We start from the raw sequence: 24,263 nt of genomic DNA on the forward strand, positions 1-24,263 counted from the left end.
GGCTTAGTACTCTGTGAATCCGCGGGTCACGCCGCTACCGTGGTCAGTGGCTCAGCGGAGAGGACGCGATGTGATCACAGTCTTTCTGGTAGACGATCACGAGGTGGTACGGCGCGGCCTGATCGACCTGCTTGGCGCCGATCCCGAACTGGACGTGGTCGGCGAAGCCGGCTCGGTGGCCGAAGCCCTCGCCCGCATACCCGCGCTGAGCCCGGACGTCGCGGTGCTCGACGTCCGGCTGCCGGACGGCAACGGCATCGAACTCTGCCGTGACCTGCTCTCCCGGATGCCCGAGCTGCGGTGCCTGATCCTGACCTCCTTCACCTCCGACGAGGCGATGCTCGATGCCATCCTGGCCGGTGCCAGCGGCTACATCGTCAAGGACATCAAGGGCATGGAGCTGGCCCGCGCGGTCAAGGAAGTCGGTGCTGGACGGTCGCTGCTGGACAACCGCGCCGCAGCCGCCCTGATGGCCAAGCTGCGCGGCGCCGCCGCCAAACCCGACCCGCTGTCCGGACTGTCCGAACAGGAGCGGACACTGCTGAGCCTGCTCGCCGAGGGCCTGACCAACAAGCAGATCGCCGACCGGATGTTCCTGGCGGAGAAAACCGTCAAGAACTACGTGTCACGGCTGCTGGCCAAACTGGGCATGGAGCGTCGCACCCAGGCCGCGGTCTTCGCCACCAAACTCGAGCGCGCGCGGAATGACTGACGACGCACTTGAGGACGGCCCGAACCCCCTGCGCGACAAACTTTCTCATTTGCAGCTGCGCGAACTGCTGGTAGGCGTGCAAGACCGGGTCCAGCAGATCGTGGAAGGACGCGACCGTCTCGACGGACTGCTGGCGGCGATGCTGGCAGTCACCTCGGGTTTGGAACTCGACGAGACCCTGCGCACCATCGTGCAGACCGCCACCAACCTGGTCGAGGCCAAATACGGTGCGCTGGAAGTGCACGACCGCGACCGCCGGATGCTGCACTTCGTCTACGAAGGCATCGACGCCGAGACGTTCGCGCGGATTGGGCGGCTGCCCGAGGGCTTGGGCATCGTCGGCCTGCTGATCGACGACCCGCACCCCCTGCGACTGGACGATGTCTCCGAACACCCTGCCTCGGTGGGGTTTCCACCAAACCATCCCCCGATGCGGACGTTCCTCGGCGTACCGGTGGGCGTGCGCGGCGAGGTCGTCGGCAACCTGTACCTCACCGAAAAGGCCAACGGGCAGCCGTTCAGCGAAGACGACGAAGTGCTGGTGCAGGCGCTGGCGGCTGCCGCCGGGATCGCGATCGCCAACGCCCGGTTGTATGCCCAGGCCAAAGCGCGGCAGTCCTGGATCGAATCCACCCGTGACATCGCGACCGAACTGCTGTCCGGAACCGACCCCACCACGGTGTTCAGGTTGATCGCCGACGAGGCCAGCAAGCTCACCGGCGCCGAGTCGGCACTGGTGGCCATCCCGCTCGACGAGGACGCTCCCGAAGCCGAGATCAGCGAACTCTTGGTGGTCGAAACCATCGGGCCGACAATGGCTTCGCTGTCCGGGGAGACGATCCCCGTGGCCGGCTCGCCCGTCGGCGAGGCCTTCTCGAAGCGGGAACCGCACCGGGTCGACCGGCTGCGGTTGTCCGGTGTCGGCGCTGCCGGGCCGGCCCTGATACTGCCGCTGCGCGCCGCCGACGCGGTGGCCGGTGTGGTCGTGGTGATGCGGCACAGCACCACGGCCCCGTTCAGCATCGAGCAACTCGACATGATGGCGGCGTTCGCCGACCAGGCCGCGCTGGCCTGGCAGCTGGCCACCACGCAGCGCCGCATCCACGAACTCGACGTGGTCACCGACCGGGACCGAATCGCACGCGACCTGCACGACCATGTGATTCAACGGCTTTTCGCCGTCGGGTTGTCGTTGCAGGGCACCATTCCACGGAGCCGGGATGCCGTGGTGCAGCGCCGGCTCTCCGATGCGGTCGACGACCTGCAGGCGATCATCGGCGAGATCCGCACCACGATCTTCGACCTGCACGGCGTCGCTTCCGCGGCGACACCCTTACGGCAGCGACTGGACAACGCGGTGGCCCAATTCTCCGGGTCGGGGCTGCACACCACCGTCCAGTTCGTCGGCCCGCTGTCGGTGGTGGAGCCGGGTCTGGCCGATCACGCCGAGGCGGTGGTCTCCGAGGCGGTCAGCAATGCGGTCCGGCATTCGGGCGCCACCGCGCTGACCGTGCAGATCAAAGTCGAAGACGACTTGAGCATCGAGGTGACCGACAACGGCCGCGGAATGCCCAAGGCGATCCACCGCAGCGGCCTGGCCAACCTGGGTCGGCGCGCCGAGCAGGCCGGCGGAACCTTCAGCGTCGCATCGGCGCCCGATGGCGGGACCGTGCTGCGCTGGTCGGCTCCCCTGGTGTCGTAACGGCCCCGGCGCGCGTCAGGCGTAGACCGCCAGCCCCCGGGCTTCCCCCGGATCGGCCTCCCGGGTGTCGGCGATCAGCCATTGGACGGTGTCGTTGAGGAAGCGCCGCGGGGTCGCCGGCAGCGGGTCGGCATTGATCGGCGCCCAGCCCACCCGCAGCAGCATCTGCGGATAGCCGCTGGTGCCGAAGACGTCGCGGCGCACCGCGGCACGGGTTTCGGCGATCTCCAGTGGCTCGGTGACCGGGCAGCTGGCCAGCCCCAATGCCGTCGCGGTCAGCAGCACCACGCTGGTGGCCTCGCCGGAGCGCAGCTGCGCCAGCCGGTCGTCGGTCTCGGTTCCCAGCGCCAGCATTACCGCGCGGTCCTCGGCCGGGACGGCACCCGGCGGTTGGGCCAGTGCCGGCCCTGCGAAGAACCGGCCGGGTATCGCAGCACCGGCATCCGGCGCCGGAACACTCTCCGCCGGAACGCCGGCCACCGACCCGTAGCGCCCGCTCCAGGTGGTCAGCTCGGCAAGGTAGTCGTAGTCGGTGCGGTGCTCGAACACCGCGCGAGCCACCACCGCGTTCAGCCGGTCCAGGGCGTCGACTTGGCGCAGCATCACTCCCGCCCGCGCGGCACGCGCGCCCATCAAGGCGATGTCGGCGGCGGCCACCGGCCAGCCGCTGAAGTAGCGACGGTCGGTGCGTCGCCGCGGGATCGCCGCCGCCAGCGCAACGTCGACCTGCGAGAGGTCCTGTTCCGGGCCCGGCGGACAGAGCTCGATTGACGCCAGGTGGTCAGGGTGGGTCGGGTCGGGCAGCCGATGGACCTTGACCTGCTGACCCAACGCGGCGAACGCAACCACACAGTGGTGCAATGCCGCGCCGCAACTCAAGATCATGCCCCGGCCGTCGGGGTCGACGCTGCGCAGCTGCAGATCGGGTTCCACATACAGGTCCAGCCGGGGCGCCGACGGCGCCGGGTCCACCCGCCACCGCCACGGTTGGGAGTTGTGCACCGAAGGCGCACGGGCCGCCAGCAGTAACGCGGTTCGGATGGTCTCCCGGACCGCCGCGGCGTCCGGGTAACCCGCGAGCTGTTCATCCACGGTCCGGCCCCTTTCTTCCCTCGCGGTCCCGACCCGAATTCCCGCCGAGCCCTCAGGACCTGCCCTTTCACGATCCTCCGCGGCCCGTCGGTCCGAACAGGGCACGAAGACCCGCACCTTCGCGGCTGACTCGGGACTTCTGGCCCTGCCTACCTTTCCCGTGCGGGCGGACCATGAGAGCGGGGCGCGGGCAGGAGGACGGATCGTGGAGCAACTGACCACTCTGGACGCGGGGTTCCTTCAGGCCGAGGACTCCGACCGCCACGCCAGCCTGGCCCTGGGCGCCCTGGCCGTCCTGGAGGGCCCGGCACCGGACTACGCCACGCTGTTCTCCACCCTGGGCGCGCGAATCAGCGGCTGCCGGCGGTTCGCCCAGAAGCTGCAGCCGCACCCGCTCGACCTGGCACCGCCACACTGGGTGGACGACCCCGACTTCGACATGGCGCACCACGTCGGGCACATCGCCCTGCCGCATCCGGGTGGCGACGCCGAACTGTTCTGCTTCGTCGCCGACCAGATGGCCCGCCGACTGGACCGGGATCGGCCGCTGTGGCATATCTGGGTCATTGAGGGACTGACCGACGACCGGTGGGCGATGCTGATCCAGGTCCACCACTGCGTCGGCGACGGGATCGCCACATCGCACCTGCTCACCGGATTGTGCGACGAATGCGGCGACGCCGGCGAAGGCGTCGCCAGTTTTGCCGACCATCTTCCCGGCGCCGACGAAACTGTCTCGGCCCCCGGCCAATCCGGACTCCACGGGGTCAGCCTCAACCCGGTGAGCTGGGCTTCTGGACTATGGCATGTCTCGACCTCTATCGGCGCCGCCGCGATGCGGGCCGCGCGCGGCACCGTCGAACTGTCGGCGGGGCTGCTGCGCCCGGGCAGCACCACCTCGTTGAACGGGCCGATGAGCGCGCTGCGGCGGTACAGCGCCGCCACGGTGTCCCTCGACGACGTCAACCGGATCTGCCGGGCGTTCGACGTGACCGTCAACGATGTCGCACTGGCCGCCCTGACCGAGGCCTACCGCGGCATGCTGGACCGCCGCGGCGAACACCCGGACGCCGAGACGCTGCGCACCCTGGTACCGGTGTCCACCCGCTCGGGAGATGCCTCCGGCCGGACCGACAACCGGGTCTCGCTGATGCTGCCCTTCTTGCCGGTCGAAGAGGCGAACCCGGTGCGGCGGCTGCACCTGGTGCACGCGCGGCTGCGCCGAACCAAGGGCGCCGGGCAACATCAGGCCGGCAGCGCCCTGGTCGCAGCGACCAACCGTCTGCCGTTTCCGCTGACCGCGTGGGCGGTTCGGCTGTTGACCCGCCTGCCGCAGCACAGCGTCGCCACCGTCGCCACCAATGTGCCCGGACCGTCGCAGCCCCTGCACATCCTGGGCCGGCGGGTTGCCCAGATCTTGCCGGTGCCGCCAATAGCGCTGCAGCTGCGCACCGGGGTGGCGATGCTCAGCTACGCCGAGAATCTGTCCTTCGGCATCCTGGCCGACTACGACACCATGCCCGACATCGACGAATTCGCGCACAGTATTGAAGCCGCGGTGGCCCGCCTGGTGTCCAGCGCCAAGCGGCGCAAGAACAGCAAGAATAGGCGCCCGCTGGTCGGCACCGGCTGAGCGAAGGTTCCCCGCGCTCAGCCCGGCAGCACCGGCAGCGCGCCGCTGACCATGAACGGCCCCAGCGGCGACCAGCTCTGCTCGTCCTCGGCCGCCGCGGACGACAGCGCGAGCACGCCGCGCGGGTCGGCCACATACACCGTGGACGGGTCGGCGACGATCGTCGACACCGGCAGCTGCAGGTTGCCGTTGGGCGCATCGGAGTTGACCCCGTCGATGTTGACGTAGGACACCGGATGTTTCGGGTCGGACCGGCTCACCACGATGTCGTCGCCGGTGCGCCAGCTCAGCGACACCACCGAGGAGCCGAGCCCGAAGCCCAGCCGGCGGGGATAGTGCAGCACGAACTGGCCACCCGGCATCTGCTCCACGCCGGCCAGGATCACCTGGCCGCCGATCACCATGGCCGCCCGGGTGCCGTCGCGGGACAGTTGCAGCTCGCTGATCGGTCCGGGGAACCGCGCGGAGACCGCCCCGGAGTCCACCGGGATCCGGGCCGGGCGGCCCGTCGCGACTTCCTGGATGGCCCGCAGCACGTTGTTGCCGTCGACCACCACCCACACGGCCTCATCCAGCGACCAGCTGGGCCGCGACAGGGTGTGCCCCTCGGCCGCCTGCACGGCCTCGCCGCCGAGGTCGCCGATCCACAGGGTGGATTCCGGGTCACCGGGGTGCACCACCACCGACGCGACCTGACGCCCATTGCGCGACAGCGCGCACGACTCCTGGTCGGGCTCCCTGCCGAACGCACCCGGCACCCGGTTGGCCTGCTGCCCGTCCAGCACCAGCAGCGATCCGCCCACCAGCGCGTGTATCCCGGCCCCGGCCCCATCGGAGGCACCCGGATCGGTGGTGGCCACATCGGAGGTGGTCCAGCCGTCGGGGAACCTGTCATCGAGTGCCGCTCCGTCGGCATCAATCACATAGGGTCCCTTGATGTCTGCTCGGGACAGCGTCCAGATAAGTTGCGCGGCAAGCAATTTCCTGGTGTTCGGGTCGGTGGCCGACACACTGTCCAGATCGATCTTCGCGCCGCCGTAGCCCCGGCCCACGCCGCTCTTGCCACCGTCTGCGCGGGTCACCGGTCCGCGCAGTCGCAGCGGCGGCGCCAACAGGTTGCGCACGCCGGCCATCTCCGGGCGGGGCCCGGCGATCAGCTTGGACACCAGTTCGGTCGCCAACTGGTCGGGATCGGACACCGCCACGTAGCGAGGATCGGGAACCACCGTCTTGCCGGTCGGGTCGACGAAGTAGAGCGTGTTGCGCTTGTAGGTGGCCTGGAACTGCTGCCAGTCCAGGAACACCCCGTTGGGCAGCCGGTCGATACGCCAGCCGTCGGACGTCTTGAGCAGTTCGATCGGCTCCGGGGCCGGTAGCGCGCCCTCGGCGGTCTCGAACACCCCCATGTCCGACAGCGACCCCAGCATGTCGGCGCGCATCGTGACCGCAACCCGGCCGGCGCTGCGCGTCTCGACGAACACCACGTTGTCGATCAGCAGCGCGCTGCCGGCGTCGTCCCAGGAGTCGGAGGCCTCCTGGGTGAGGAACTGCCGGGCCGCCCGGTGCCGGTTGGCCGGATCGGCGGTCGCCTTGAGGAATTCCCGCAGCAGCACATCGGGGTCCATCCCCGGGGTGGGCTTGGGCAGCACCGACGGCGGCGGCGCCTCCACCGTGCCGATCGCCTGCGGCGCCGACGTGCTGGGCACCCCGGCGCACCCCGACAGCGCGCCGACCAGTACCGCCACGGCCAGCATCGGCGTCGCGAACCTCCGGCGGCGCATCATCCGATCCTCTCGGCGTGCTCGCGGGCCCGCTGACGGCGCTCCCGACGCTCGGCGGCGCTCACCGGCTTCATCGGCAGCGGGCTGGTGGTGACCTTGTGTCCGCGCACCAGCGGCAGGGTCAGGCGGAAGCATGCGCCCTTACCCGGCTCGCCCCAGGCCTCCAGCCGGCCCTGGTGCAGGCGGGCGTCCTCCACACTGATCGCCAGGCCCAGCCCGGTACCGCCGGAGCGCCGCACCCGGGACGGGTCAGCGCGCCAGAACCGGCTGAACACCAGCTTCTCCTCACCCGGTCGCAACCCCACTCCGTGGTCACGCACCGTGACAGCCACCGTGTCTTCGTCGGCTGCCATCCGAATCACCACCGGCTTGTGCTCGGCGTGGTCGAGGGCATTGGCGATCAGGTTACGCAGAATGCGTTCCACCCGGCGCGGATCGACCTCGGCGATCACCGGATCACCGGGCATGTCCACCTTGAGTTGGACGCCGGCGTCGGCCGCCAGGTGCCCCACGTTCTCCAGGGCGCTGTTGACCGTCGAGCGCAGGTCCACCGACTCCACGGACAATTCGGCCACACCGGCGTCGTGGCGAGAGATCTCCAACAAGTCGTTGAGCAGGGACTCGAACCGGTCCAGCTCACTGACCAGCAGTTCGGTGGAGCGCCGCAGCGAGGGCTCGAGGTCGTCGCTGTGGTCGTGGATCAAGTCGGCGGCCATCCGCACGGTGGTCAACGGGGTTCGCAGTTCGTGGCTGACGTCGGAGGTGAACCGGCGCTGCAGGTTGCCGAACTCCTCGAGCTGGGTGATCTCGCGCGACAGACTCTCGGCCATGTCGTTGAACGACACCGCCAGCCGGGCCATGTCGTCTTCACCGCGCACCGGCATCCGTTCGGACAGGTGCCCCTCGGCGAACCGCTCGGCGATCCGCGAAGCCGACCGCACCGGCAGCACCACCTGCCGCGATACCAGCAGGGCGATGCCGGCCAGCAGCACCAGCAGCACCAGGCCGCCGGTGGCGATCGTGCCCCGCACCATGCTGATCGTGTTGCGTTCGGTGCCCAGCGGATAGATCAGGTACAGCTCCAGGTTGGTGATCCGCGACGTCGTCGGTGTACCGATCACCAGCGCCGGCCCGGCGAAACCCTCGACGTGCACGGTCGCGTACTGGTAGCTGACCTGACCGGCCTTGACGAATTCCCGCAGCCCGGCCGGAACCTGATCCACCGGTCCGGCGCTGGCCGCCGCGCGCGGCCCCTCGCCGGGCACCACCAGCACCGCGTCGAACGCGCCCGCCGTTCCACTGCCGGCAGCCGGGTCGGTCTTGGACATCAGCGTGTTGCGAGCCAGTTGCAGGCTCGACGTCAGCGAACGAGCCTCCTCACCACCGACGATGCCACCGGCGGTGACCCGCGCCCGCACGATCTGTTCGGTGGCCGCCCGGACCTTGACGTCCAGCACGCGGTCGGTGATCTGGCTGGTCAAGACGAAACCGAGCCCGAGGATCACCGCAGCCGACATGCCGAGCGTCAGCACCACGACCCGCAGTTGCAGGGAACGGCGCCAGGCGACCTGCACCGCGCGGCGCAGTGTGTTCACACCGAGCAGCAGTGGACCCGACCGCCGGGGGCGCCGTCTGGAGCTGAAGATCACGTGCGCTGCTCCCCGGCGGGGATCACGGAGGTCCGGCCTTGTAACCCACTCCTCGAACAGTCAGCACCACAGTCGGGTTCTCCGGGTCTTGCTCCACTTTGGCCCGTAGGCGCTGGACGTGCACGTTCACCAGCCTGGTGTCGGCCGGATGACGGTATCCCCAGACCTGTTCGAGGAGCACCTCACGAGTAAACACCTGCCGCGGTTTACGTGCCAGCGCCACCAGCAGGTCGAACTCCAGCGGCGTCAGCGAGATCTGCTCACCGGCCCGGCTCACCTTGTGCGCCGGCACGTCGATGTCGATGTCGGCGATCGAGAGCATCTCGGCCGGCTCGTCGTCGTTACGGCGCAGCCGGGCCCGTACCCGGGCCACCAGCTCCTTGGGCTTGAACGGCTTCATGATGTAGTCATCGGCGCCCGACTCCAGGCCGAGCACCACATCGACGGTGTCGGTCTTGGCGGTGAGCATCACGATCGGCACACCGGAGTCCTTGCGCAGCACCCGGCACACGTCGATGCCGTTCATGCCGGGCAGCATCAGGTCCAGCAGCACCAGGTCGGGCCGCAGCTCGTGCACGGCGGTGAGCGCCTGGGTGCCGTCACCGACGACCGCGGTGTCGAAACCCTCCCCACGTAACACGATGGTGAGCATCTCGGCCAGCGAAGCGTCGTCATCGACGACAAGGATCCTTTGCCTCATGGCGTACATGGTGTCACCAGATCGAGACAAAAGCCTGCTATCACACGCGCGTTTCGCGGAGTTACCCGCGCATTTGGGCAGTCAGGTCGGCCGCCAGTGCCGCGGCGTCGACCGTCGGGCCGACTACCTGCCAGCGTCCGCCGAATCCGGCCCGGGCCAGCCCGCGGTATACCTCGCCGGTGCGGCGCTGCAGAGCGTCGTCGCGTTCGTAGCTGTCCCGGGCGCGCGCGGAGTCGTGGTCCTCGCGGTGCCGGGCGCGCTGCGCGGCGAGTTCGGAAGGCACGTCGAGCAGCACCTGCCAGTCCGGAGCGGGCAGCCCCAGCCGGCCGAACTCCAGCTGCCGCACCCAGTCCACCATCTCCCCGGCGGCGTCCTGGTGCAGCCGAGCCGCGCTGTAGGCGGCGCTGGAGGCGACGTACCGGTCGAGGATCACCACGTCGTGGCCGCCGAGCAGAACGCCGATCTGGTCCTTGGCGCCGGCACGATCCAGGGCGAACAACATCGCCATCCCGTACACCGAATCCGCCAGGTCACCGTGAGCGCCGCGCAGCGCCTCGGCGGCCACATCCGCGGTCACCGAGACGCCGTAGCGCGGGAACGCCAGGGCCGCCACCGAGTGACCGGCACCTTCGAAGGCCGTGCGCAATCCCTGGGCCAGGGTGTTCTTGCCGGCGCCGTCAACGCCTTCGATCGCGATCAGCACGGCCGGAAGCCTAACGACCCCGGGGCCGAGCAGACACAAAAGCCCCCATTTCCAGGCCGGAATGGGGGCTTTTGCGTCTGCTCGCGGGAAAGACTCGCGGAGAGAATCAGTACCGGTAGTGGTCCGGCTTGTACGGGCCTTCGACGTCGACGCCGATGTACTCGGCCTGCTCCTTGGTGAGCTTGGTCAGCGTGCCGCCCAGGGCCTCGACGTGGATGCGGGCCACCTTCTCGTCCAGGTGCTTGGGCAGCCGGTAGACCTCGTTGTCGTACTCGTCGCCCTTGGTCCACAGCTCGATCTGCGCGATCACCTGGTTGGAGAAGCTGTTGCTCATCACGAACGACGGGTGCCCGGTGGCGTTGCCCAGGTTGAGCAGCCGGCCCTCGCTCAGCACGATGATCGAGCGGCCGGTGTCGGGGAAGGTCCACACGTCGACCTGCGGCTTGACGTTGTCGCGGACGGCCCCGGAGCTCTCCAGCGCGGCCATGTCGATCTCGTTGTCGAAGTGGCCGATGTTGCCCAGGATGGCCTGGTTCTTCATCGCCTTCATGTGCTCGAGGGTGATGATGTCCTTGTTACCGGTGGTGGTGATGACGATGTCGGCGTCGCCGATGGCCTGCTCGACGGTCTGCACGTCGTAGCCCTCCATCAGCGCCTGCAGCGCGTTGATCGGGTCGATCTCGGTGACCGTGACCCGGGCGCCCTGGCCCTTCAGCGACTCCGCGCTGCCCTTGCCGACGTCACCGAAACCGCAGACCAGCGCCTTCTTGCCGCCGATCAGGGCGTCGGTGCCGCGGTTGATGCCGTCGATCAGGGAGTGCCGGCAGCCGTACTTGTTGTCGAACTTGCTCTTGGTGACCGAGTCGTTGACGTTGATCGCCGGGAACACCAGCTCACCGGCGGCGGCCAGCTGGTACAGGCGCAGCACGCCGGTGGTGGTCTCCTCGGTGACACCCTGGACCGACTCGGCGATCTTGGTCCACTTGGTCTTGTCGGTCTCGTAGCGCTCGCGCAGCCGGGCCAGGAAGACCTTCCACTCGTGAGAGTCGCCGTCCTCGGCGGGCGGAACCACACCGGCCTTCTCGTACTGAGCGCCGCGCAGCACCATCATGGTGGCGTCGCCGCCGTCGTCGAGGATCATGTTGGCTGGTTCGCCGTCCCACGTCAGGGCTTCCTCGGCGCACCACCAGTATTCCTCCAGGGTCTCGCCCTTCCAGGCGAAGACCGGGGTGCCCTTGGGCTCCTCGACGGTGCCGTGCGGCCCGACGACGACCGCAGCGGCGGCGTGGTCCTGGGTGGAGAAGATGTTGCAGGACGCCCAACGGACCTCGGCGCCGAGGTCGACCAGGGTCTCGATCAGCACCGCGGTCTGGATGGTCATGTGCAGCGAACCGGTGATCCGGGCGCCCTTGAGCGGGTTGACCCCGTGGTACTCGTGACGCAACGCCATCAGGCCCGGCATCTCGTGCTCGGCCAGCCGGATCTCCTTGCGGCCGAACTCGGCCAGCGACAGGTCAGCGACCTTGTAGTCGATGCCGTTGCGGCTGTCCGCGGTCAAACTCATCAGTACGCCCCCGTTAGGTTCGGTGAATTGGCTCCGCTACAAGCTACCGGCGCAGGCCGAAGTCTGCTCGGCCGGGTCATTCGGCGTCGACGACGCCGTAGGTCTGTGCCGCCGGGGTGAACAGTCGGGCCAGGTCGGCAGCCACGTCGTGATCGGCTTCCGGCGGCATGGAGACATAGCTCATGGCCAGCCGCACCACGGCCCGGGCCAGGATTCCGGCGTCGTCTTCGCTGACCTTGACCCAGCTGTGCATGAACGACGACGTCAGCCGCGCTGAGCTGCGGGTGATGATCGGGCCGCTGTCGGTGGTGATGATCTGCAGCAGGTCGGGCTTGGCGGCCCCGGTCAGCAGCGAGATCACCAGCGGGTCGGCGGCCGAATCGGAGAAGAAGGCCCGGAACCCCTCCAGGAACGCCGCGTGGATGTCGCCGACGTTGTTGGACATGGCGCGGTCCACAGCGTCGACCAGGCGGTCGGCCAGCCGGATCGCATAGCCCTGCGCCAACCCCTGGCGTGAGCCGAACTCGTTGTAGATGGTCTGCCTACTGACCCCGGCCGCCTCGGCCACCGCGGCCAGCGTGATCGACGACCAGTCCCGGCGGGTCAGCAGCTCCCGCATCGCATCGAGCACCGAGTCGCGCAGCAGCGCCCGGGATGCCTCGGCGTAGGGGATGCGTTTCACCACCGCGAGATTAGCTGTTGTCACCGCCGGAAGACTTCCACCATCTCGAAATCGGCCTTGGCCGCGCCGCGGTCCGGACCGCGGTAGGCCGCCATCACACCGCTGCCGCGTCGGCCCCGCGATAACGGGCCAGGATCTTCGCGCGCCGGCGTGGGTCGATGTTGACCCGGGTGATGTCGCCGCCGTAGTGCGCCAGCACCCGGTGGTCCATCAGCCTGCGCCACAGCGGCGGGAGGTAGGTGAGCCCGATCAGCGACGCGTATCCGCTGGGCAGGTTCGGCGAATCGGAGAAGCTGCGCAGCGTCTGGTATCGCCGGGTGGGGTTGGCGTGGTGGTCGCTGTGTCGCTGCAGGTGGTAGAGGAACAGGTTGGTCACCAGATGGTCGGAGTTCCAACTGTGTTCGGGCGTGCAGCGTTCATAACGGCCATTCGCACGGGTCTGCCGCAGCAGGCCGTAGTGCTCGATGTAGTTGACCGACTCCAGCAGAGAGAAGCCGTAGACGGCCTGGATGACGACGAACGGGATGAGCGCCGGGCCGAACACCGCGATCAGCACTCCCCACAGCACCACCGACATCAGCCAGGCGTTGAGCACGTCGTTGGACAGTCGCCAGGGTCCCTTGTCCAACCGGCGCAACCGTGCGGCCTCCAGCTGCCAGGCCGAGCGCAGACCACCGAAGACGCTGCGCGGCAGGAACTCCCAGAAGGTCTCACCGAACCGGCCCGACGCCGGGTCTTCGGGGGTGGCCACCCGCACGTGGTGGCCGCGGTTGTGCTCGACGTAGAAGTGCCCGTAGCAGACCTGCGCCAAGGTGATCTTGGACAGCCAGCGCTCGAGCCGATCCCTCTTGTGCCCCAGCTCATGCGCGGTGTTGATGCCGACGCCGCCCAAGGTGCCCACCGACAGCGCCAGCCCGATCTTGGCGAACCAGCTGAGAGACCCCTCGACTCCCAGCCAGCCCAGATCGGTGGCGGTGAACAGGTAGGCGCCCAGGACGAGGCTGGCGTACTGGCACGGAATGTAGGCGTAGGTGCAGTAGCGGTAGTACCGGTCATTCTCCAACTGCGCCATCAGCTCGTCGGGCGGGTTCTGCCCGTCAACCCCGAACCGCAGATCCAGCGCCGGCAGCAGCACGTAGACCAGGATCGGCCCGATCCAGAACGGCACCTGCGCGGCCAGATGCCAGCCGAACCGGTTCATCGCCCAGATGAACGGCAGCATGGTGAACATCACGGTCGGAGCGATCAAGCCCATCAACCAGAGGTATCGCTTCTTGTCCCGCCACACCTCCGCGGTCTGGATGCTCATGCACGCCCTCCTTGTGAGTTCAGCCACCGTCGCGGTTGGACATTACGTGGTTGTCCGTACGTTGTCTAGACATTTGATGGCAATTTGTACACGAAAATGGTGCGCTGCGTCCCGCAGATCCGTATAACTTTGGGTGCACAACGCACTCAGGGATGGGCACGACCGCGATGACGACTGCAGGTTCGAGCGCAGGCGCGCGGCCGCGTACCGCCGTCCGGATCCGCGACTACGCGGCCGGACTGGCCTTCGCCCACCTGCTGACCAGCGCCGAGGCGATCGCGGTGGTGGTGTCGCTCAACGGGGAGACCCCACTCACCGACTCCTCCTTGCTGTCGGTACCGAACCTGGTGCTGGTGGCGGTACTGGTGACGCTGGGCACCGCGACTGTCGTCGCCGCGGGCAGCGCCAGCATCGCGCCGTCGGTGCGCTGGTACACCGCCGGAGCCCCGCCCGACCGCGGACACCACCGCGCAGCCATCAACATCCTGCGCCGGCAGTCGGTGATCGTGCTCGGGACCTGGCTGATCGGCGGGGCGATCGGCATGGCCGCGATCCACTCCCACAACTTGGGACTGATCGTGCTGCTCAGCTCGATCATCGTGTTCGGGGGTACCGCGTCGCTGAGCACCAGCATGCTGTTCACCCAGCGCACCTTGCGCCCGATCGTGGCCGCCGCCTGGCAGGGATCCGACGTCCGCGCGACCGCCCCCGGCGTGCTGGCCCGGCTGGTGACGATGTGGTTCGTCACCTGTGCGCTGCCGTCGGCGGCCATCATCGCGCTGATCGTCTGCCGGCAGATGGGCTGGATCATCGACCCGGACTCGTCGGTGGAGATCCCGGTGCTGGTGCTGTGCGTGGTGGCGGTGCTGCTCGGCGTCCGTGCCATGATCCTGGTGTCGCGCTCGATCTCCGATCCGGTCGGCGAGGTGGTCAAGGCCATGGCCCGGGTCGAGCGCGGCGAGATGACCGCGTCGGTCGGCGTCTACGAGCAGTCCGAGATCGGTCGGCTGCAAACCGGATTCAATCGCATGGTGGCCGGCCTGGCCGAACGCGACCGACTCCAGGACCTGTTCGGCCGCCATGTCGGTTCCGACGTCGCCCGGCTGGCGGTGGAGCAGGATCTCGCGCTTGCCGGCTCGGTGCAAGAGGTTGCGATCCTGTTCATCGACCTGGTGGGGTCAACCGAGTTGGCGGCCACCCACCCGCCCGACGAGGTCGCCGGGGTGCTCAACGACTTCTTCCGCATCGTGGTGGATGCCGTCGACACACAGCGCGGTTCGATCAACAAGTTTCAGGGCGATGCGGCGCTGGCGGTGTTCGGCGCTCCAGTCCCGTCCGTTCACGCGGCCACGGCGGCACTGGCCACTGCCCGCACCCTGATCGCCCGGCTTCGCCGGCTGCCGCTGGTGGACTTCGGGATCGGCGTCTCGGCGGGTCCGGTGTTCGCCGGCAACATCGGCAGCGAAAACCGCTACGAGTACACCGTGGTCGGCGATGCCGTCAACGAGGCCGCGCGGCTGGCCGACCGCGCCAAGGCCGTCACGGCTCGGGTGTTGTGTTCGGCGACCGCGCTGGAACGCGCCGACGACGACGAGCGGGCGCATTGGGTGCACCATGGCTCGGCGATATTGCGCGGCCGCGCGCAGCCCACCGAAATGTCAATGCCGATCACCGAGCCCGCGACCTGGGGTGACCTGGCTGCTGGGCACGTGCCAGACTCCGAGGATGGCTTATGACATCGCCCGCCCGCAGATGGAGGGGAACATCGCCGTCGGCGAGGACCGTCAGCTCGGCTTCGCCGAATTCGGTGCTCCGCAGGGCCGGGCGGTGTTCTGGCTGCACGGCACGCCCGGCGCCCGCCGGCAGATTCCCGTCGAAGCACGGCTGTATGCCACCGAAGCCAACATCCGCCTGATCGGAGTGGACCGGCCCGGGATCGGTTCCTCGACCCCTTTCCAGTACGAGACGGTGTCCCAGTTCGCCGATGACCTGCGCACCGTCGCCGACACCCTCGGGATCGACAAGATGGCGGTCATCGGGCTGTCCGGTGGCGGCCCCTACACGCTGGCGTGCGCGGCGGCCATGCCCGAGCGGGTGGTGGCGGCCGGCATTCTGGGCGGTGTCGCCCCGGCAGTGGGCCCCGAAGCCATCGACAGCAACCTGATGCGGCTGGCCCGACTCGCCGAGCCGGTGCTCGACCGCGCCGGACGCCCCATCAGCGTGCTGGCCGCCGGACTGATCCGGATGGTCCGGCCGGTGGCCTCGCCTGCGCTGGAGCTTTACGCGAGGCTCTCGCCCGAGGGCGACCGCGAGATGCTGTCTCGTCCGGAGTTCAAGGCGATGTTCCTCGATGACCTGCTCAACGGGTCCCGCAAGCAGCTCGCCGCGCCGATCGCCGATGCCGTCCTGTTCGCCCGCCCCTGGGGCTTCCGGCTCGTTGACGTGAAGGTGCCGGTGCACTGGTGGCACGGCGACGCCGATCACATTGTCCCGTTCTCCCATGGCAAACACGCGGTGGCGCTGCTGCCCGACGCCCGGCTCTACCCGATTCCCGGGGAGAGCCATCTGGCCGGACTGGGCCGCGCCGAAGAGATTCTGTGCACCTTGCTTCAGGCCTGGGACGAGGCGGACGAGCCGACACCATGACCGCGCCGCAATCGATCCGGGAGTTGTTCGCCCAACTCGGTCTGCAGGAGGTGCCGTCGGCCGAGGGCACCCTGACATTGGAGATGCCGGTCGACGAGCGGGTGGTCAACACCTCCGGCGGGCTGCAGGGCGGATTGATCGCCACCATGGCCGACGTGGCGGCCGGCCAGCTCGCCGCCCGCAGCACACAATTCGGCAACGGCATCGCCACAACGGATCTGTTCATCCGCTACCTACGGCCGATCACGATCGGGCCTGCCCGGGCGGTCGCGTCCATCTTGCGCACCGGCCGGCGCTCGGTGGTGGCCCAGGTCGACATCTACCGCGGCAATGACGATCAGCTCGCCGCCACCGCGACGGTGAACTTCGCCGCCATCGAGCTGCCTGGCTGATCGCCGGCGCGGCCGCTCTCACATCCTTCTGGAATCCGTCGCCGAATCGCGGTGACTCAGTTCGGCGTACTCAGCCGGCTTTCGATGAAGTGCGGCAGCCGGAACCGCCGAGGCGCATGCACCACCGGTGTGTCCTGGGGTGCACCGCCGTTCTGGGCGGCGGTGTAGGCCGCGGAATTACCGGCCACGCGCAGCACCTGGCCGCGCCAGCTGATGTCGGCTTCCCGGTAAGCCTCCACCAGAGCCCGCTCCAGCAGCTCGTCGGCCTCGGCGATCGACAACGCCGCCAACTCGACGAATTCTCCGTCGCGGGCATCGAGTTTGAGCGTGGTGGGACCGGTTTCCACCAGGTCGCAGTTGGCCCGGATGCTCAATTCGGCGTTGGAGCGCGCCAACCCGGCCAGCGCATAGGCGGCCAGCAGGACACGGCCCGCCTCATCCCCGGCCGGACCGCAGTCGAACCGCAGCTGCCGCAGCGCGGCGAAGCTGAGCACCTGGGTGCGGATGATCCGGCTGCAGCACACGCCGGTGTCCGACACCGCGCGGGAATCCGCTGGTGCACCATCGACGAGTACACCGATGATCTCGCCCGACAGCACACCGCGGAAACGGCTTTGGCCCGTTCCGAGGGCGGCGTCGATCGCACCGAAGACCAGACTGCCGGGGCTCAATTCCAGGAGTGCGCGGGCGTTGTCCGGTGTGCTCTCGCGGGCCATTCGGTAGGCGGGGTGTGCGATAGCGGGCTTGCCGTCGATGGAGCCGGTGAGAAAGTGTCCGTCGAAAATCCGTTGCGGCAGTTCAAGGTCGGTGTACACCAACCGGCCGCCCTCGTAGGAGACCTCCATGCGCGGCACCCGGCTCAATATCGGGTGCTGGTCATGGATGCCCTGCAGGATCACGGCTTCGACGCGCTGGACCTGGCTCTGGTTGTCGTCGATGAGCACCGTCGTGGTCGGCTTGCCGTCGATCAGGCGGGTCTCGGCGGGCGACGCGGAGCGCCCAGCGCGGGGAGCCGGGCTGACCGCGGCGTGCGGCCCACCGGCGGGTGCCAGCTCGGTGGACACGGTCAGAGTGCTGCCGCCACCGGCCTGGCAGGCCGCAGTGAGCTGCGGGAAGGAAAGTTTGGGCAAAGCGATCAACCTTTCTGCTCCACCGAGTGTGGCACAGGCGTCCGGTCCAGGTCCGGCTCGAGATAGATGACCAGCGCCGCGGGTACAGCCGCGCGGATGTTGGCTTCGGCGGCGTCGATGGTCGCCGCGACGCCGGCCAGGTCAAGACGAGGAACCAGCGCGATCTTGGCCCCCACCAGCATCTCGTCCGGGCCCAGGTACTGGGTGCGGATATGGATCAGGCGCGTGACGTTCTCGGTTCCCTCCAGCGCCGCGCGAATGGCTTGATCTTCGGCGGCGGTGGCGCCCTCGCCGATCAGCAGGCTGTGCATCTCGACCATCAGGAAGACCGCGACCGCCCCCAGCAGCGCACTGATGCCCAGCGTCCCCACGCCGTCCCACACCGGGTTTCCGGTGACCACGCTCAGCCCGACCCCGATGAGTGCCAGTGCCAGACCGATCAGCGCCGCGGTGTCCTCCAGCAGGACCACCGGAAGCTCGGGGTTGCGGGACGTGCGCAGAAACCGCCACCAGCTGCCCTCGCCCTTGAGCGGGCGCGACTCGCGCAGCGCGGTGCGAAAACTGTAGGTCTCCAACCCGATAGCCACCAGCAGGATCGCGATCGCCACCACCGGCGAACTCAGCTCGACCGGGTGGCGAACCTTCTCGTAGCCCTCGTACAGCGCGAACATCGAGCCCAGGCTGAACAGCACCAGCGCTACGACGAACGACCAGAAGTAGCGGCTGCGGCCGTGCCCGAACGGGTGCAGCGCGTCGGGCGCTTTGGTGGCGGCGCGCTGGCCGAACAGCAGCAGCGCCTGATTAGAGGTGTCGACCACCGAGTGCACCGCTTCGGCGAGCATGGCGGCGCTACCGGTGATCAGGTAGCCGATGAACTTCGCCACCGCGATACCGGCGTTGGCCGCCAGCGCCGCGACGATGGCCCTGGTACTACCCGAGGACGACACTCACAGGCCTATCGTGGCCCGGAACAGGGCGGCCGGCTGCTGGGCGAGCAGACGGATCGGCCCGTCGTCGCAGGGCACCCAGGCCGACTCGCCCCGGTGCAGCGTCAACGTCTTGGACTTGGCGTGCACCGTGATCGAGCCCTCGGTGCACAGCAGAATCTGCGGACCTTCGTGGCGCGCCGGCGCATCCACCTCGTGGCCGAGGTGGGTGCCGTCAAGCGTCAGCCGCGACAGCGCGAATTCCTCGGCGGGAGTCTGGTAGACCACCTCGAGTCCGTCGGTATAGGTGGCCGGCCGCAGCGCCTCCTCGGTGGTGGGGGTGAAATCCAGCACCCGCAGCAACTCCGGAACGTCGACGTGTTTGGGCGTCAGTCCGCCACGCAACACGTTGTCGGAGTTGGCCATCACCTCAAGACCCACGCCATGCAGGTAGGTGTGCAGGTTGCCGGCCGACACGAAGATGGCCTCTCCTGGCGCCAGGCTGACCCGGTTGAGCAGCAGCGAGGCCAGCACACCGGCATCCCCGGGATACCGCTCCCCCAGTTCGAGCACCGTCTTGGCTTCCGCGGAGAACTCGCCGGCCTCGGAGCTGAGGTACTGGATGGCCCCTTCGAGCACTGCGGGCACCAACACGTCCAGATCGGGTTGGGGTGCGGTGATCCAGGTGGTGAACAGCGCCCGAAGCCCGTCGGCGTCGCACTGCGCATCGGATTGGCCGTCACCGGACTGGCCGCCGAGCAGGTCGATGAACGGGTCCAGGTCGGATACCGCCAGCGCCCTCAGCAGCTCGATGGTGCGCGCCACCGGCCGGAATCCGGCCAGCGCCTCAAACGGCTGCAGCGCCACCAGCAGTTCCGGCTTGTGGCTGGTGTCGCGGTAGTTGCGGATCGGCGAGGACACCGGGACCCCGAGCCGCTCTTCGCGCTCGTAGCCCTCGATCGCCTGCATGGCACTGGGGTGGGCTTGCAGCGACAGCGGCTCGTCGGCGGCCAGCACCTTGACCAGAAACGGCAGCCGGTCACCGAACCGCGCCTGGGCCACCGGGCCCAGCTGACCCTCCGGGTCTCGGGTCAGAACACTGAGCAACGACACTTCGCCGGTATCGGTCTCCAGGCAGGCCGGATCCCCCGGGTGTGCGCCCAACCACAGCTCGGCCTCCGGATGCGCCGCCGGCACCGGGCGCCCGGTGAACTCGGCGATAGCTGTCCTCGAGCCCCAGGCGTAGGTCCGTATCGCACCGCGTAGTTGTTCCACTGTTCCCGTCAACCCCGCAAAAGTCGCACGTAGGCGGCGGCCATCTCCAACCGCACGGCCAACACCGCAAGCTGCTCTTCGGCCCGGCCCGGGCCGCTCGGAGACAGCCCCTGGGTCGGGCCCGCGGTTTCCTCCGAGGCGCCCGCTGCCACCGGTACGTCCCCGGCTGCTACCAGGTCGACATCGTGCAAGCCGTTGATTCGGGCCGCCACCACGGTACGCTCGGCGGCCAGCGTCAGGACCAGCACCCGCAACCGGTCGACGGCCGGACCGTCGATCTGTTCGTCGTGAAAGATGTCGGGGACGTCGCGACCACCCGCGGACCGTGCCCGCAGTGCGATCACCGCGTCGGCCAGCCCGGTGGCCGCCACCGTGGTCCGACCGATCCGCAGCATCGCCGCGCAGCCGTGCCGCGCCAGCGCCAGGGTTGCCGCGCAATCGCCGGCCAACGCGACGTCGCGGCCGACAATCCGGTCGGCCAACATCTTCGCCGGGTTGGTGAACAGCTCACGCGCGGCACTGTTGCGCAGCGCCTCGGCGTCGAGTTCGTCGGCCAGCGCGCCCAGGTCGGTCCGTGCAGCCGCACCGTCGGCCTCCAGCGCGTCCATGACGGCCAGCCCGGCGGCCAGGTAGCGCGGCAGGCCGAACTCCGCCGCGACGGCGATCCGCGGCTCCAGCACTGCCACGCGGCCGGCGGTGGCGTCCCGGAGCGGCCCCTCATAGGGCGCGACCACCACCACCCGTGCTCCGCGACGTACTCCGGCCGCAGCCGCAGCGACCAGCGCCGGGTCGCCCGGGTCGTCGCCGGCGACGATCAGTACGTCCAGCGACCCGATCCAGGACGGGGCCTCGGCGGCCAGCACCAGCGGCGCGCGCGCCGAATCGCCGCGCGTGGCGGCCAGCAGACTCCCGGCCGTGGCGGCGGTACCGCGGGTGGACAGCCAGATAACGGTCCGCGGCGGGTAGTCACGGCTTTCGCTGCGCACGGCATCCAACGCGCCTTCGTCGACCGCTGCGGCGGTCGCGCGCACCTGCGCCCCGGCCATCGACGCGGCCCACAGCGCGCCGTCGTGGTCAGCCGCCAACAGGGCCTCGGTGTCATCGAGGTCGACGGTGGAGAAAGAGCCGGAGAACGCGGTCACGGACGCGACTTCTCCGCGGCGGTGACGGCTTGGCCCTGCCGGGCGATCTGTTCGGAGACTTGGGCCACCACCGCGTCCACCGCGGCGGCGTCGGGCGCCTCGACATTGAGCCGCAGCAGCGGCTCGGTGTTGGAGCTGCGCAGGTTGAACCAGCTGCCCGCACCCAGGTCGACGGTCACGCCGTCGAGGTGGTCGACGGTCACCTGGTCACCGAACGAGCTGACCACCGCATCCACACAGGCCTGCGCATCGGAGACCGTGAAATTGATCTCGCCGGACGCTGCGTAACGCTGGTAGTCGGCGGTCAGCTCCGACAGCGGCCGCTGCTGTTCGCCGAGCGCCGCCAGCACGTGCAGGGCGGCCAGCATGCCCGAATCGGCGCCCCAGAAATCCCGGAAATAGTAGTGCGCCGAGTGCTCCCCGCCGAAGATGGCCCCGGTCTCGGCCATCAGCGCCTTGATGTAGGAGTGCCCGACCCGCGACCGCAGCGGTGTGCCGCCGCGCTCGGTGACCAGTTCCGGCACGGCATGCGAGGTGATCAGGTTGTGGATCACCGTCGCGCCGGGCTCGCGGGCCAATTCGCGGGCGGCCACCAAGCCGGTCACCGCCGACGGGGACACCGGCTCGCCGCGCTCGTCGACCACGAAGCAGCGGTCGGCGTCGCCGTCGAAGGCCAGGCCGATGTCGGCGCCCTGCTCGCGCACGAACGCCTGCAGATCGGTGAGGTTGGCCGGATCCAGCGGGTTGGCCTCGTGGTTGGGGAAGTTGCCGTCCAGCTCGAAATACAGCGGCAGCAGCGTGATCGCGCCGACCGATCCGAACACCGCCGGCGCGGTATGGCCGGCCATTCCGTTGCCGGCGTCGACGGCCACGCGCAGCGGACGCAGACCGGAGATGTCGACCAGAGAGTGCAGGAACGCCGCATAGTCGGCCAGCACGTCGCGGTCGGTGACGCTGCCGCGCGACCCCTGGCCGTCGCCCGCCGGGTCGACACCGGCGATCAGCTCATCGCGGATCCGGCCCAGGCCGGTGTCGGCGCCCACCGGCTTGGCACCCGCCCGACAGAGCTTGATGCCGTTGTAGGCGGCCGGGTTGTGGCTGGCGGTGAACATCGCACCCGGGCAGTCCAGCGCCCCGGAGGCGAAATAGAGCTGGTCGGTCGACGCCAGCCCGATCCGGACCACATCCAGGCCGCGGGCAACCACGCCCTCGGCGAACGCGGCCGACAGCACTGGCGAACTGTCCCGCATGTCGTGGCCGATCACCACCTGCCGGGCGCCTTCCTCGGCCATCAGCCGAGCAAACGAGGATCCGACCTCGGTGACGAGGGATTCATCGATCTCCGAACCGACCAGGCCGCGTACGTCGTACGCCTTGATCACACGGTGGACAGCCGCAGCGGGCCGAGACATGGACAGGGCTCCTGACGCAGTGGACTCTTGACGCTCAAGCCTAGCCCGGAACCCGCGATCAGTCCGACGGGTCTGGCAACACACGCAGGTGGCCACGGCGCCGACCATTGGTCTTGCCGGGCGGACCGGGCGGTGCCAGCACACCGCCACCGGGTCCAGCGTTGGGCGCTCCCCGGGTCGGGGAGTCGACCGGATTGGCCTGTGGGTACCACCCGTTGGCCGGGGCCGCCCGCCCGGATTCGCGCTCGCGAACCGCCTCGGCAAGCGCGATCAGGTCATCCTCTTCGGGGGACACCCAGGGGCCGGGGTGGCGGACCAGTTCCCAACCGCGCGGGGCTGTGATCCGGCCCGCGTGGCTGAAGCACAGATCCCAGGAATGCGGCTCGGCGGCGGTCGCCAGCGGGCCGACCACGGCGGTGGAGTCCGAGTAGACGAACGTCAGCGTCGCCACCGCATAGTGCGGACACCCTGGCCGGCAGCAACGGCGGGGAACGTTCACGCGGTCGAGGCTATCGTGGCCGCGCGCCCCGGCGGCGCCGGACACGCGCAATCGGCCGGCACCCTATGCACAACCGTTACCATCTTCTTCTGTGACCGCCACGCGTCGCCGCAGGCGCGGCCGTGAAACCCGCGGGCCGCTGTTGCCGCCGACCGTGCCGGGCTGGCGCACCCGTGCGGAAAGGTTCGACATGGCGGTGCTGGAGGCCTACGAGCCCATCGAACAACGGTGGAAGCAACGGCTGACGGCGCTCGACGTCGCGGTCGACGAGATCCCGCGGATCGCGGCCAAGGATCCCGACAGCGTGCAGTGGCCCCCGGAAGTGGTCGCGGACGGGCCAATTCCGCTGGCCCGCTTGATTCCGGCCGGGGTGGATGTCCGCGGAAATCCGACGCGCGCCCGAATCTTGTTGTTCCGCAAGCCGATCGAGCAACGCGCGAACGACAGCACAGAGCTCGGCGATTTATTGCACGAGATTCTGGTGGCCCAGGTCGCCACCTACTTGGATGTCGAGCCCGCCGTCATCGACCCGACGATCGACGACTAGGCCCCGCAGAGAGCGCAGTCGGGGAAGACGCGCTCAGATGATGCCGCGCTTGAGGCGGCGGCGCTCACGCTCGGAAAGCCCACCCCAGATACCGAAGCGCTCGTCGTGCGCCAGAGCGTATTCCAGGCACTCGCTGCGAACCGAGCACCGCTGGCAGATCTTCTTGGCCTCCCGGGTCGAGCCGCCCTTCTCCGGGAAGAACGCCTCCGGGTCGGTCTGCGAGCACAGCGCACGGTCCTGCCATTGCTCGTTGGTGGCCGTCGCCGGGTCGAACGGGTCGAATTCGTCATAGTCCTCGGGTTCGGGAACCAGACTCAGATGCGGCCGGCTGGGCGTCGCCTCGAGCCCGGTCGGCGTAACCAATTCGGCACCGGCGTGCGATGCACCGCCCATCACGCCCCAAAGGTGCTCATAGGACATGCTCCGCCTCCTCACCTGTAGCGCGATCCTGATATGTCGGCCGAATATCGAGATATTGACCATCCCAATTCGAACATGTGATCGAATCTCGGTCTGCGACACCGAAATCGGCTGGCCAACCGGGAAATGACACTAGTGTGATTAGACACGGGTTGACCAGCCCGGTCAAGCCGAATGGCCAAATTCCTTACCATCTCGTGATCGATTTCCAACGTGTCCGAGACCGGCGAGTCCCTGTCATCTACCCCACACTCGCCTATCGGCGTGTCTTACCGCGCCCCTGCCGCGACCGGTGACGGCGGTCCGCCACGCCGAGCATAACGGCGCCAACGGTACTGTCGTGCGCT

Annotated in this window: 22 protein-coding genes; 7 read left to right on the forward strand and 15 right to left on the reverse strand. The window is 68.9% G+C overall.

The features are described from left to right. The first annotated feature begins 70 nt into the window (after positions 1–70). Together dosR and K3U94_RS16930 are read left to right on the forward strand one after the other, a co-directional pair. Positions 71–712: a hypoxia response regulator transcription factor DosR/DevR gene (gene dosR, locus K3U94_RS16925; RefSeq protein WP_047318819.1), complete on the forward strand. Its 642-nt coding sequence runs from the start codon at positions 71–73 to the stop codon at positions 710–712. Further along, positions 705–2,414, forward strand: a complete 1,710-nt coding sequence (locus K3U94_RS16930; protein ID WP_220694462.1) for a GAF domain-containing sensor histidine kinase — start codon at positions 705–707, stop codon at positions 2,412–2,414. The genes dosR and K3U94_RS16930 overlap by 8 nt, the downstream gene beginning before the upstream one ends. 15 nt (positions 2,415–2,429) lie before the next feature. On the opposite strand, the gene K3U94_RS16935 is transcribed toward K3U94_RS16930, so the two are convergent. Then, entirely contained in the window at positions 2,430–3,506 is a 1,077-nt protein-coding gene (locus tag K3U94_RS16935; RefSeq protein WP_047318817.1) for an Acg family FMN-binding oxidoreductase, read from the reverse strand. A gap of 205 nt (positions 3,507–3,711) precedes the next feature. On the opposite strand from K3U94_RS16935, the gene K3U94_RS16940 reads away from it, so the two are divergent. Continuing rightward, on the forward strand, positions 3,712–5,139 hold the full coding sequence (locus K3U94_RS16940) for a WS/DGAT/MGAT family O-acyltransferase (protein ID WP_220694463.1): 1,428 nt from the start codon (positions 3,712–3,714) through the stop codon (positions 5,137–5,139). 17 nt (positions 5,140–5,156) lie between these two features. Here K3U94_RS16940 and lpqB read toward each other — a convergent pair whose 3' ends face one another. The 7 genes from lpqB to K3U94_RS16975 all read right to left on the reverse strand — a co-directional run bounded on the left by lpqB (position 5,157) and on the right by K3U94_RS16975 (position 13,527). Then, positions 5,157–6,893 (reverse strand): MtrAB system accessory lipoprotein LpqB, encoded by a 1,737-nt coding sequence (gene lpqB, locus K3U94_RS16945; protein ID WP_220696843.1) that lies wholly within the window; start codon positions 6,891–6,893, stop codon positions 5,157–5,159. 26 nt (positions 6,894–6,919) lie between these two features. Next, positions 6,920–8,569: an MtrAB system histidine kinase MtrB gene (gene mtrB, locus K3U94_RS16950; protein ID WP_047318814.1), complete on the reverse strand. Its 1,650-nt coding sequence runs from the start codon at positions 8,567–8,569 to the stop codon at positions 6,920–6,922. A 22-nt stretch (positions 8,570–8,591) separates the two neighbouring features. Further along, positions 8,592–9,278 (reverse strand): two-component system response regulator MtrA, encoded by a 687-nt coding sequence (mtrA, locus tag K3U94_RS16955; protein ID WP_019737852.1) that lies wholly within the window; start codon positions 9,276–9,278, stop codon positions 8,592–8,594. A 52-nt stretch (positions 9,279–9,330) separates the two neighbouring features. Beyond that, positions 9,331–9,972, reverse strand: coding sequence for a dTMP kinase (locus K3U94_RS16960; protein ID WP_220694464.1), 642 nt, complete (start codon positions 9,970–9,972; stop codon positions 9,331–9,333). A gap of 106 nt (positions 9,973–10,078) precedes the next feature. Beyond that, the gene (gene ahcY / locus K3U94_RS16965) at positions 10,079–11,539 is read right to left on the reverse strand and encodes an adenosylhomocysteinase (RefSeq protein ID WP_109519533.1); all 1,461 of its coding nucleotides are present in this window, start codon (positions 11,537–11,539) and stop codon (positions 10,079–10,081) included. A 73-nt stretch (positions 11,540–11,612) separates the two neighbouring features. After that, positions 11,613–12,218 (reverse strand): TetR family transcriptional regulator AlkX, encoded by a 606-nt coding sequence (alkX, locus tag K3U94_RS16970; RefSeq protein ID WP_047318890.1) that lies wholly within the window; start codon positions 12,216–12,218, stop codon positions 11,613–11,615. A 94-nt stretch (positions 12,219–12,312) separates the two neighbouring features. Continuing rightward, entirely contained in the window at positions 12,313–13,527 is a 1,215-nt protein-coding gene (locus K3U94_RS16975) for an alkane 1-monooxygenase (protein ID WP_220694465.1), read from the reverse strand. A gap of 167 nt (positions 13,528–13,694) precedes the next feature. On the opposite strand from K3U94_RS16975, the gene K3U94_RS16980 reads away from it, so the two are divergent. From K3U94_RS16980 to K3U94_RS16990, 3 genes are read left to right on the forward strand one after another with little or no spacing between them, the layout of a single operon-like run. Beyond that, positions 13,695–15,263 (forward strand): adenylate/guanylate cyclase domain-containing protein, encoded by a 1,569-nt coding sequence (locus K3U94_RS16980; protein ID WP_220694466.1) that lies wholly within the window; start codon positions 13,695–13,697, stop codon positions 15,261–15,263. Then, positions 15,253–16,173: an alpha/beta fold hydrolase gene (locus K3U94_RS16985; protein ID WP_047318888.1), complete on the forward strand. Its 921-nt coding sequence runs from the start codon at positions 15,253–15,255 to the stop codon at positions 16,171–16,173. Before K3U94_RS16980 ends, K3U94_RS16985 begins: the two co-directional genes overlap by 11 nt. Then, positions 16,170–16,565, forward strand: a complete 396-nt coding sequence (locus K3U94_RS16990) for a PaaI family thioesterase (RefSeq protein ID WP_047318810.1) — start codon at positions 16,170–16,172, stop codon at positions 16,563–16,565. The genes K3U94_RS16985 and K3U94_RS16990 overlap by 4 nt, the downstream gene beginning before the upstream one ends. A gap of 56 nt (positions 16,566–16,621) precedes the next feature. On the opposite strand, the gene K3U94_RS16995 is transcribed toward K3U94_RS16990, so the two are convergent. The 6 genes from K3U94_RS16995 to K3U94_RS17020 are packed head-to-tail and all read right to left on the reverse strand — an operon-like array spanning position 16,622 to position 22,949. Continuing rightward, a complete protein-coding gene (locus tag K3U94_RS16995) occupies positions 16,622–17,695 on the reverse strand; it encodes a type I-U CRISPR-associated protein Cas7 (RefSeq protein WP_220694467.1) in 1,074 nt (357 codons plus the stop codon). 5 nt (positions 17,696–17,700) lie between these two features. Continuing rightward, positions 17,701–18,642 carry a cation diffusion facilitator family transporter gene (locus K3U94_RS17000; RefSeq protein ID WP_220694468.1) on the reverse strand — a complete coding sequence of 314 codons (942 nt, stop codon included), beginning with the start codon at positions 18,640–18,642 and terminating at the stop codon, positions 17,701–17,703. After that, on the reverse strand, positions 18,643–19,896 hold the full coding sequence (gene manA / locus K3U94_RS17005) for a mannose-6-phosphate isomerase, class I (protein ID WP_220696844.1): 1,254 nt from the start codon (positions 19,894–19,896) through the stop codon (positions 18,643–18,645). It abuts the gene before it with no gap. 8 nt (positions 19,897–19,904) lie between these two features. Further along, positions 19,905–21,038 (reverse strand): TobH protein, encoded by a 1,134-nt coding sequence (locus K3U94_RS17010; protein ID WP_220694469.1) that lies wholly within the window; start codon positions 21,036–21,038, stop codon positions 19,905–19,907. Beyond that, the gene (locus K3U94_RS17015; RefSeq protein WP_220694470.1) at positions 21,035–22,450 is read right to left on the reverse strand and encodes a phosphomannomutase/phosphoglucomutase; all 1,416 of its coding nucleotides are present in this window, start codon (positions 22,448–22,450) and stop codon (positions 21,035–21,037) included. The genes K3U94_RS17010 and K3U94_RS17015 overlap by 4 nt, the downstream gene beginning before the upstream one ends. A gap of 58 nt (positions 22,451–22,508) precedes the next feature. Further along, on the reverse strand, positions 22,509–22,949 hold the full coding sequence (locus K3U94_RS17020; protein ID WP_082134020.1) for a DUF3499 domain-containing protein: 441 nt from the start codon (positions 22,947–22,949) through the stop codon (positions 22,509–22,511). Positions 22,950–23,040: 91 nt separating this feature from the next. On the opposite strand from K3U94_RS17020, the gene K3U94_RS17025 reads away from it, so the two are divergent. After that, positions 23,041–23,496 (forward strand): metallopeptidase family protein, encoded by a 456-nt coding sequence (locus K3U94_RS17025; protein ID WP_047318803.1) that lies wholly within the window; start codon positions 23,041–23,043, stop codon positions 23,494–23,496. A gap of 33 nt (positions 23,497–23,529) precedes the next feature. On the opposite strand, the gene K3U94_RS17030 is transcribed toward K3U94_RS17025, so the two are convergent. Further along, entirely contained in the window at positions 23,530–23,916 is a 387-nt protein-coding gene (locus K3U94_RS17030; RefSeq protein WP_047318887.1) for a WhiB family transcriptional regulator, read from the reverse strand. Positions 23,917–24,263: the final 347 nt, after the last annotated feature.

The sequence above is a fragment of the Mycolicibacter heraklionensis genome, assembly GCF_019645815.1.
GTDB classification, from domain to species: Bacteria; Actinomycetota; Actinomycetes; order Mycobacteriales; family Mycobacteriaceae; genus Mycobacterium; species Mycobacterium heraklionense.

What these genes read in the sequence shown, in the direction of transcription:
- K3U94_RS16980 (WP_220694466.1), top strand. Translation starts at nt 13,695, where the DNA reads ATGACGACTGCAGGTTCGAGCGCAGGCGCGCGGCCGCGTACCGCCGTC.
- lpqB (WP_220696843.1), bottom strand. Translation starts at nt 6,893, where the DNA reads ATGCTGGCCGTGGCGGTACTGGTCGGCGCGCTGTCGGGGTGCGCCGGG.
- mtrA (WP_019737852.1), bottom strand. Translation starts at nt 9,278, where the DNA reads ATGTACGCCATGAGGCAAAGGATCCTTGTCGTCGATGACGACGCTTCG.
- K3U94_RS16975 (WP_220694465.1), bottom strand. Translation starts at nt 13,527, where the DNA reads ATGAGCATCCAGACCGCGGAGGTGTGGCGGGACAAGAAGCGATACCTC.
- K3U94_RS16930 (WP_220694462.1), top strand. Translation starts at nt 705, where the DNA reads ATGACTGACGACGCACTTGAGGACGGCCCGAACCCCCTGCGCGACAAA.
- K3U94_RS17015 (WP_220694470.1), bottom strand. Translation starts at nt 22,450, where the DNA reads ATGTCTCGGCCCGCTGCGGCTGTCCACCGTGTGATCAAGGCGTACGAC.
- K3U94_RS17030 (WP_047318887.1), bottom strand. Translation starts at nt 23,916, where the DNA reads ATGTCCTATGAGCACCTTTGGGGCGTGATGGGCGGTGCATCGCACGCC.
- K3U94_RS16990 (WP_047318810.1), top strand. Translation starts at nt 16,170, where the DNA reads ATGACCGCGCCGCAATCGATCCGGGAGTTGTTCGCCCAACTCGGTCTG.
- K3U94_RS16985 (WP_047318888.1), top strand. Translation starts at nt 15,253, where the DNA reads ATGGCTTATGACATCGCCCGCCCGCAGATGGAGGGGAACATCGCCGTC.